Raw genomic sequence first — 8,330 nt, forward strand, 5'->3', positions numbered from 1 at the left:
TATCAATGGTTAATTGGTAGCTACTAATTAAATCACAAAAAGGCGCTCTCCGAAAGGGGGCGCTTTTTTGTTTTTAATGCGATCGTACTTTGAAAAAGTAATACAATTGGAATCATTCATGTGTAAATTTCACAGTATTGAAAAAGCAATAAATTCACCGAAATATAGCCTCTTACTGATATCCCGCTGCCTGAATTGAAAAAAGCTTCTGGTAAAGTCCCTGTGCCTTCAACAATTCTGCGTGAGTTCCTTGTTCTACGACAGATCCTCCTTCCAGTACTACAATCGTATCAGCCATACGCACAGTAGAAAAACGGTGCGAAATCAGCACAACCATCTGATTTTTAGTCACTTTCGATAAGCGATCGAAAACTTCAGCCTCCGCCAAAGCATCCATTGCTGCTGTCGGTTCATCCAGCACCAAAATATCTGCCTCACTTCGCATAAATGTCCGTGAAAGAGCTATTTTTTGCCATTGTCCGCCAGAAAGTTCAGTTCCGCCTTTAAACCAACGCCCCAACTGAGTAAAAAAGCCAGCAGGCATAGACTCAATAAAAGCTTTAGCTTGACCCTTTTCGGAAGCAATCTCCCAACGTCTTAAATCTTCTAAATTTTCCACATCCCCAACGCCCACATTTTCTCCTACCGTGAATTGGTAGCGAACAAAGTCCTGGAAAATAACGCTTATTCTTCGGTGCAATACTGATATATCCCACGACTGTAAGTCCAAACCATCCAGCAAAATGCGCCCAGATGAAGGCACGTACAATCGGGTTACAAGCTTAATCAAAGTGGTTTTGCCCGATCCATTTTCACCTACTATCGCCAGTTTTTGTCCCGGTTTCAGGTGTAGCGAAATTCCCTTTAAAGCAGGTTGAGAACTACCTGGGTAAGTGAAGTAAACATTGTCGAAACGAACACCATCATTAGCAATTAAACCTTTGGTAGCTTTACCTTTAGATTTGGGAATGTCTTGCTCTAGAAATTCATATAAATTAGATAGATACAGATTATCTTCGTACATCCCGCCAATGGAACTAAGAGTAGAAGAAAAAGTAGACTGTCCTTGGCGGAAAACCATTAGGTACATGGTCATATCGCCAAGGGTGATGCGACCTAAAATGGTTTCTAATACAATCCAAGCGTAAGCAACATAAAAGGCACCTGTACTCAGCAATCCCAACAAGTAACCCCAAACACCCCGGCGTATTGTTAAGTTTCGATCCTCGTCGTACAATCGGTGAAAAATGTCCCGATACCGTTGTAGCAACATTTGCCCCAACTGGTAAAGTTTTACCTCTTTGGCGTAATCTTCCCTGGCAATTAAAGTTTCTAAGTAAGTTTGCTGCCTGGTTTCCGGGGAACGCCACCGGAATAGGCGAAAAGCTTCTCCTGCAAAGCGAGTTTCGGCGATAAAGGCAGGTACGGCGGAGGAAGCGAGTACGGCTACTGCCCATACTGAAAATTGCAATAGCAAACCGCCGTATGTTACAAGGGAAAGAGCATCTTGGACTAGCTTGAAGGTACGGTTTACTAAACTTAGGGGACGGCTTGATGCCTCTCGCCGCGCCGTATTCAATTTGTCGTAAAACTCTGAATCTTCAAAGTGGGTAAGGTCGAGGGTGAGTGCTTTTTCTAAGATGAGGACGTTGACTTTTTGACCGAGTTCAACTCGCAGTAAAGACTGGCAGATACTAAGACCTCGTTGACTGCCTGTTAACAGCATGACGAAGAGAGCCTCTAGTCCAACATAGCCTAAAGCTGACCAGCGTGCGCTTGCTTGTCCCGATTGGGAAGCATTGACTACTGCATCTACAATTAACTTACCATTGTAAGCTACTGCTGCTGGTAGCAAACCACCTATTAAGGTGAGGGTGGCAATAATTATTGTGAGGGTGCGGTTAGTACTCCAGACTAAGCTTATAGCGCGTGCGTTGTACTGGAATAATGATAGAGATTGGCGTATGCGTTGCCAAAGAAGTTTTGGGGCGGTTGCTTTTTTGTGACGACTCATATCTTCTGTATAATCTATTTGTAAAGATTGTCGCAATTTTGTAGTATTTCGTAAGGTTAAAGTGAGCGAAGATTTTGAAGCATTTCAGGACAAAGATGGCACGGATGAAATAGTTTAAGGAATTTTGAGTCATAAAGCTGAAATAAAATTCTCTTCTGGTTCCCACAAACCCTAAAATTCATATAGGACGGGCTTTGGCGGTTTTAAAGGGGCAAATTTCATACTTAGCGATCGCTTAAGCTGTAGAAGGCGAACTATGCGAACGCAGAGCTGGAAACCCTGCTTGAGGCTAGCAAGTCTTCCATACTAGACGCGATCGCTTTTTTCAGATGATAAAGATGAAACTTCAACTCTTAACTTCTATTCTCTTGTTGACTTTCTTGGGTTTAGCCGCTCCAGCGCGAGCCTATAATCCCCAACACTTAAGGATATTGCTACAAACAAAGGTATGCCGAGGGTGCGACCTCAGCGATGCGCCCCTTGCGCGGATGGATCTCAGCGATGCCGACCTACGCAATGCTTACCTTGCAGGTGCTAACTTACAAGGTGCGAACCTATCCGGTGCCAAACTTGTTCGTGCCGATTTGACCAACGCCAACTTGAGTCAGGCTTATTTGGTAGGGGCCGATCTCAAACAAGCCTTTCTCACTAACGCTGACTTAAGAGGTGCGGATATGAGATTAACCCGCCTCAGTTTTGCCGCTCTGGGCCATGCAGACCTCAGCAATGCCGACTTAAGCGGGGCTGAATTGATGGGCACGACTCTCCGAGAGGCTAACTTAATTGGCGTAGACTTAAGCAGAGCTATTCTCAAGAAAACCACTATGCCCGATGGCAGAATTCGCGATTCGGAGCAGGAGCGGAAATGATCGGCTTTGACACAATTAAATTAGCTGTTGAAGCGGCTGGGGAGTAAATGTAAAACTGCCGCCCCCTTAGAAACCCGGTTTCTCCAAGAAACCGGGTTTCTAATCACGTTCATTTGTTTACAAACAGCCTCTAACGTTTATTAAGACTTTATTTTTTAGGTATCTTCCCCGCGATAGGGGCTGGTCTCAAGGGTTTATGCCAATATAAGTATTGGGGATCGCTGCTTTTTGCATAAATCCTCATAATCAAGTATTATAACTAATGGCAACAGCCCGATCCTTTTTTAGCTAGAAGTTTGCAATTTTAGGGTCTGGGTTAACCCAGGTGTCTATTACCTGAAAAATTGATTTTTCAAACCGACAATTACGGATGCTAGCTTTTGGCTTTTTCTTAAAAAACGAGTAAATTGAGAGATTTTAAAATGCTAATGGTACAGAAGATCCGGTGTCCCAACTGCGGCAGTTATGGCGAACGTCACTACGTTAGTAATCTAATCACAACTCAATGTCCCACTTGCGATTACTTAATGGTGACTTGCTCTCGCACTGGAAAGGTTATAGAGGCTTACGCTCCTGGTAGATATGTCCACCGATAGAAGGTATTTTTGCTAATTTCTTGTACTCTATCCCTGTCCACTAATTACTTCTAAAGTAAACCCAGCTCTTTTAAGTCTGGGATAGTTGGGATGAAATCATTGACAATTCTATTTCCTGTGCTAAGAAAGAGATCGAGCTAAAAAAATAAAAATTATCAGCTGTCTCAGTACAGAGGTCGAAGCATGGCATTTACCAGTAATTGTGCCTGTTTCCTTTCTTTTTCCTTAGCAGGTGCTTTAGCGCTAGCAGCACCATCGGCTACGGCACAACCCATCGTACCAGCACCCGACGGCACCGGCACTGTCGTCACTCCTGAAGGAAATCGCCTTGACATCACGGGTGGAACTAAGTCTGGGGATGGTAGCAACTTATTTCACAGTTTCACCGAATTCGGCCTCAACACCGGACAAATTGCTAATTTTTTATCGCAACCGAATATCCTAAATATTCTGGCGCGGATAAATGGCGGAAATATTTCTTATATTAATGGTCTGATACAGGTTACGGGTGGTAATTCTAACATATTTTTAATAAATCCGTCTGGTATTGTGTTTGGCTCTAATGCGAGTTTAAATGTGCCAGCTGGTTTTATGGCAACTACAGCCAACGGAATTGGCTTTGGCAATAACTGGTTTAACGCAGCTGGGGAAAATAATTATGCGGCACTGGTAGGAATGCCTAATGCCTTTGCTTTTACCATGAAGCAGCCTGGAAGTGTTGTCAACTCTGGTAATTTGGCAGTAGGGGTTGGGCAAGATTTAACTTTGCTGGGTGGTACGGTTGTCAATACGGGGCAATTGTCAGCGCCAGGTGGCACGATTACTGTAATGGCAGTTCCCGGCGAAAGCTTGGTGCGTCTGAGTCAACCTGGTTTTGTGCTGAGTTTGGAAGTTGAACCTCTAGCAAACAGCCTTACTCAACCGAATAACTGGACATTCCCGATCGCATCATTACCGCAAATGCTGACTGGCGGGAGTGGGGGTCATGCGACGGGAATAACGGTTAATCAAGATGGCAGCATACAGCTAACGGGTTCTGGTATTAGGATACCGACAGAAGGGAATACGGCGATCGCTTCCGGCACCCTCAACGTCTCAGGTGAAACTGGCGGTCAAATCAATATTTTGGGTAACAAAATTGGTGTAGTCAGCGCCAATATTAACGCTGACGGCAATTCGGGTGGGGGTACTGTCCTAATTGGCGGCGATTACAAAGGTATGGGTACAGTGCCGAATGCGTCCCACACTTTTGTCAGCAAAGATTCGTTAATTAATGCAGACGCGCTGCAAAGTGGTAATGGCGGTCGGGTAATTGTTTGGGCGAATGAAACGAACCGTACTTTTGGCACTATTACAGCTCGTGGCGGTATTTTCTCAGGCAATGGTGGTTTTGTAGAAGTATCGGGTCGGGAGTCTTTGGACTTTAGGGGAAACGTCAATACTTTGGCTGCCAATGGTAAAGCTGGAACGCTTTTATTAGATCCTACAGATATCACCGTTCAAGCTGGTGCCGGAGATTTTAACTTGCTGGATCTTATAGATGAATTTATCGATCCGGATAAGGGATCTAATACGATCGATGTTGCCCTAATTAATAACGCAGCTACTAATGTAACCCTACAAGCAACCAACAAAATTACCTTTAACGCTGATGCTGCGGTTAATATTGCCGCTGCTGGTGTTGGACTGACAGCCGAAGCGGGTAATAACGTTACAGTTAACGGTAGCATTACTACCAATAACGGTGATATTAATCTGATTGGCAGTTCCGGTGGCGTGTTACTTAATGGGCCGCTATCTTCAGGTACAGGCAACATTAAGCTGACTGGGAAAAGCAGCGCTACAACGGGAGTTTGGGTAATTGGATCGATTACTTCGACAGACGGCAGTATTCAAATAGATGGAACCAGTACTGGCAGCTTTCGAGGTATCCAAGTTGATGGTTCTATCAGTACGATCGGTAGCGGTAATATTGTCCTCAACGGGAATACCACTGGAGAGCAAGGTATTCTCGTTACTAATAGCATTAACTCCCAGAATGGGAATATTAGCCTAACTGGAAGTAGTTCTGGAGTAAACTCTTTTGCTGACGGCATTTCTGTTAGTGGCCCGATCGCATCCCAAGGCGGCGATATTAGTTTCATCGGGAATAGTACTGGGACTGGCACAGGTGCGGACGGTATTGCAATCAGTAACTCGGTTAAATCTCAAGGCGGCGATATTACCTTCACCGGGACTACCAGTAGCCCCAATCCTTCCTTTGGTATATTTGTTTCTTCCCCAGGTTCCCTTGATTCTGGCGGCGGAAATATCAGCCTCACTGGAACTAGCACCAATAACGACGGTATTAGCATTGCGAATGCGATCGCTTCCGGTACTGGAAATATTACTCTGACAGCTGACAGTATAAATCTCGATCCTGGCGATTCTACTTCCATCAGCGGTAGCGGTAATCTGCTTTTGCAGCCATTAACCCCCACACTCAATCTGGAAATTGGCGGCACAGATAGTACAACTTTCTTGAATACCAACGAACTGGCAAAATTGAAAGATGGTTTTGCTTCGATCGCGATCGGACGGGCTGATAGCAGTGGTACGATCTCTATTATTGACAATATTACTTTCCAAGATCCGGTAACAATTCAAGCTCCATCTGGGGCAGGCTCAATCAGATCCAACGGGACAACTATCACAGGATTGAGCGGTTCGGGTGCCTCGATTTCACTGATAGCAAATCAGGACGTTAACACCAGCAATATTAACTCAGATGCGGGTATTTCGCTCACCAGCAACAGCGGCAACATCGGCACAACTTCTGGCATTTTAAACTCTGGTTCTTTCGGTACTGCTGGCAATATCGACCTCAAAGCTGTCAACGGCAATATTAATACGAGTGATATCACCGCTCAAGGGGGCGGCACATTAGGTAACGGCGGTAAAATCACTATAACTGGAAACAACGTTACTACGGGTAAACTCGATACTTCTGCTAACAGTCTTGTTGGTAGCGGCGGTCAAATTATCATTAATGGCTTCAGCAATATTACCACCGGGAATATCATCGCAACTGGTAATCCTGAAGGTGGAAACGGTGGAAATATAGACCTTAATGGCCCAGTTACGCTCACAAGTCCGATCTCCATAACCACTGGGTCTAATTTGGGCGATATCAATTTTAATGGCACCGTTAACGGCAATTATCTGCTGACACTTACGGCAGGAAATGCGGGTACGATTCGGTTTAACGGGAATGTTGGCGGAACAACATCTATAATAGGCGGACTGGACTTTACTAACGCTAAGAATATCGAGATAGCAGGTGAGATTACCTCCGCTAACGGCAACTTAACTTTTAACAGTCCGGTGACTCTTAATGGTAATGCCATATTAAACGCAGGTAACGCCACAATTTCATTCAATAACAACTTGAATGCAGGCGGCAACGCACTGACTTTAACAGCGGATGAAATTAACTTTAATGGAGGTTTGAGTTCGGTAAGTGGCACTAATAACCTCATACTTCAACCAACAACGCCTAGTCAAAATATCGTGCTTGGTGGGAACACGGATACAAGCCGTTTAGAAATATCCTCAACTGACTTCAACGCCTTGCAACCGGGGTTCAGCAGCATCACTATCGGACGAGACAACGGTAGTGGTACGATTAGTATGGGTGGTGATGTTGTTTTCAATAGTTCAACAATTTTGCGATCGCTTGAAGGTTTGGGTTCCATCGATATCAGCGGTTTCAGTCTCGGTGGCACAAACAATGCCTCTATTACACTGTTAGCTAATGAGGATGTTAAAACTGGTTCTATTACCAGTCCGGGTGGCCCGATCGCAATTACCAGTATCAGCGGCAAAATCGATACCAGTGCCGGTACTTTAGATTCTAGCTCAAGTGCTGGTGGCGGTGCGATCGCCCTCACTTCTCCCAAAGATATCACAACTGCCAACATCAACGCCAGTTCTACCGGCAGCGGTAGTGGGGGAAGTATTATCCTCCATAGCACTGAGGGAACTATTGATACCAGTAAAGGTAGCTTGAACTCTAGTTCTACTGCGGGTAATGGAGGTGCGATCGAACTCCTTGCCAAAGGCAATATTATCACATCCTCTGTAATTTCAGGACAAGATACTGGCATCAGCGGCGCGGGAGGTAACATTACCCTCGATAGCAACAAAGGTTCAATTACCACAACATCAATAAATGCTGCTGGTGGCTTTAGTAGCGGTGGGACTATCGAAATTACTGCTATCGACAACATTTTTACAGACTTCATCCAATCGGGTGTTTTTGCATCTGGAAATGCCGGGAATATTAATGTAAAAAGCGACAATGGCCAAATCAATACAGGTAGGATTGCCGCTTCATCTGTGAATGGCAATGGTGGGAATATCAATCTAACTTCGCCAGTCAATATTCAAACAAAACAAATAATTTCTGCGGCTAGTAATGAAGGTGGTAAAGTCGAGATTACCAGTGGCGGAAATATTGCAATTACCGATACAGCAGAAGTAGCGATCGATTCTTCTAGTGCAAACGCAGATTCCACTTCAACAGGAAATGGCGGTGCGATTACTCTCGATTCAGAAAACGATATTACAGTAAGCAATAAAATCTCATCTGGCGTGAAAGGATCGGGAACTGGAGGAAAGATTAACCTCAACAGCAACAGTGGAAATCTAACTTCAGGAGATTTTGATTCTAGTTCAACTGCGGGTAATGGCGGTGCGATCGATATCATTGCCTTTGGCAATATTATCACATCCGCTGTAATTTCAGGACAAGATACTGGCATCAGCGGCGCGGGAGGTAACATTACCCTCGATAGCAACAAAGGTTCAATT

3 protein-coding genes are annotated in these 8,330 nt (G+C 44.7%); 2 read left to right on the plus strand and 1 reads right to left on the minus strand.

Annotation, left to right across the window (positions count from 1 at the left end):
- Positions 1–172: 172 nt before the first annotated feature.
- Entirely contained in the window at positions 173–2,014 is a 1,842-nt protein-coding gene (locus tag LAY41_RS31600) for an ABC transporter ATP-binding protein (protein WP_249106610.1), read from the minus strand.
- Between the two features lie 338 nt (positions 2,015–2,352).
- Between LAY41_RS31600 and LAY41_RS31605 the strand changes: the two genes are divergently transcribed.
- Positions 2,353–2,883, plus strand: coding sequence for a pentapeptide repeat-containing protein (locus LAY41_RS31605; protein ID WP_249106612.1), 531 nt, complete (start codon positions 2,353–2,355; stop codon positions 2,881–2,883).
- 779 nt (positions 2,884–3,662) lie between these two features.
- On the plus strand, positions 3,663–8,330 hold a 4,668-nt coding region (locus tag LAY41_RS31615; protein WP_249106617.1), incomplete at its 3' end, for a beta strand repeat-containing protein.

Source organism: Argonema galeatum A003/A1 (assembly GCF_023333595.1).
In the GTDB taxonomy this organism is placed as follows: Bacteria; Cyanobacteriota; Cyanobacteriia; order Cyanobacteriales; family Aerosakkonemataceae; genus Argonema; species Argonema galeatum.

Excerpts from the sequence above, each read along its gene's own strand:
- LAY41_RS31600 (WP_249106610.1), bottom strand. The coding sequence starts at position 2,014 with ATGAGTCGTCACAAAAAAGCAACCGCCCCAAAACTTCTTTGGCAACGC.
- LAY41_RS31605 (WP_249106612.1), top strand. The coding sequence starts at position 2,353 with ATGAAACTTCAACTCTTAACTTCTATTCTCTTGTTGACTTTCTTGGGT.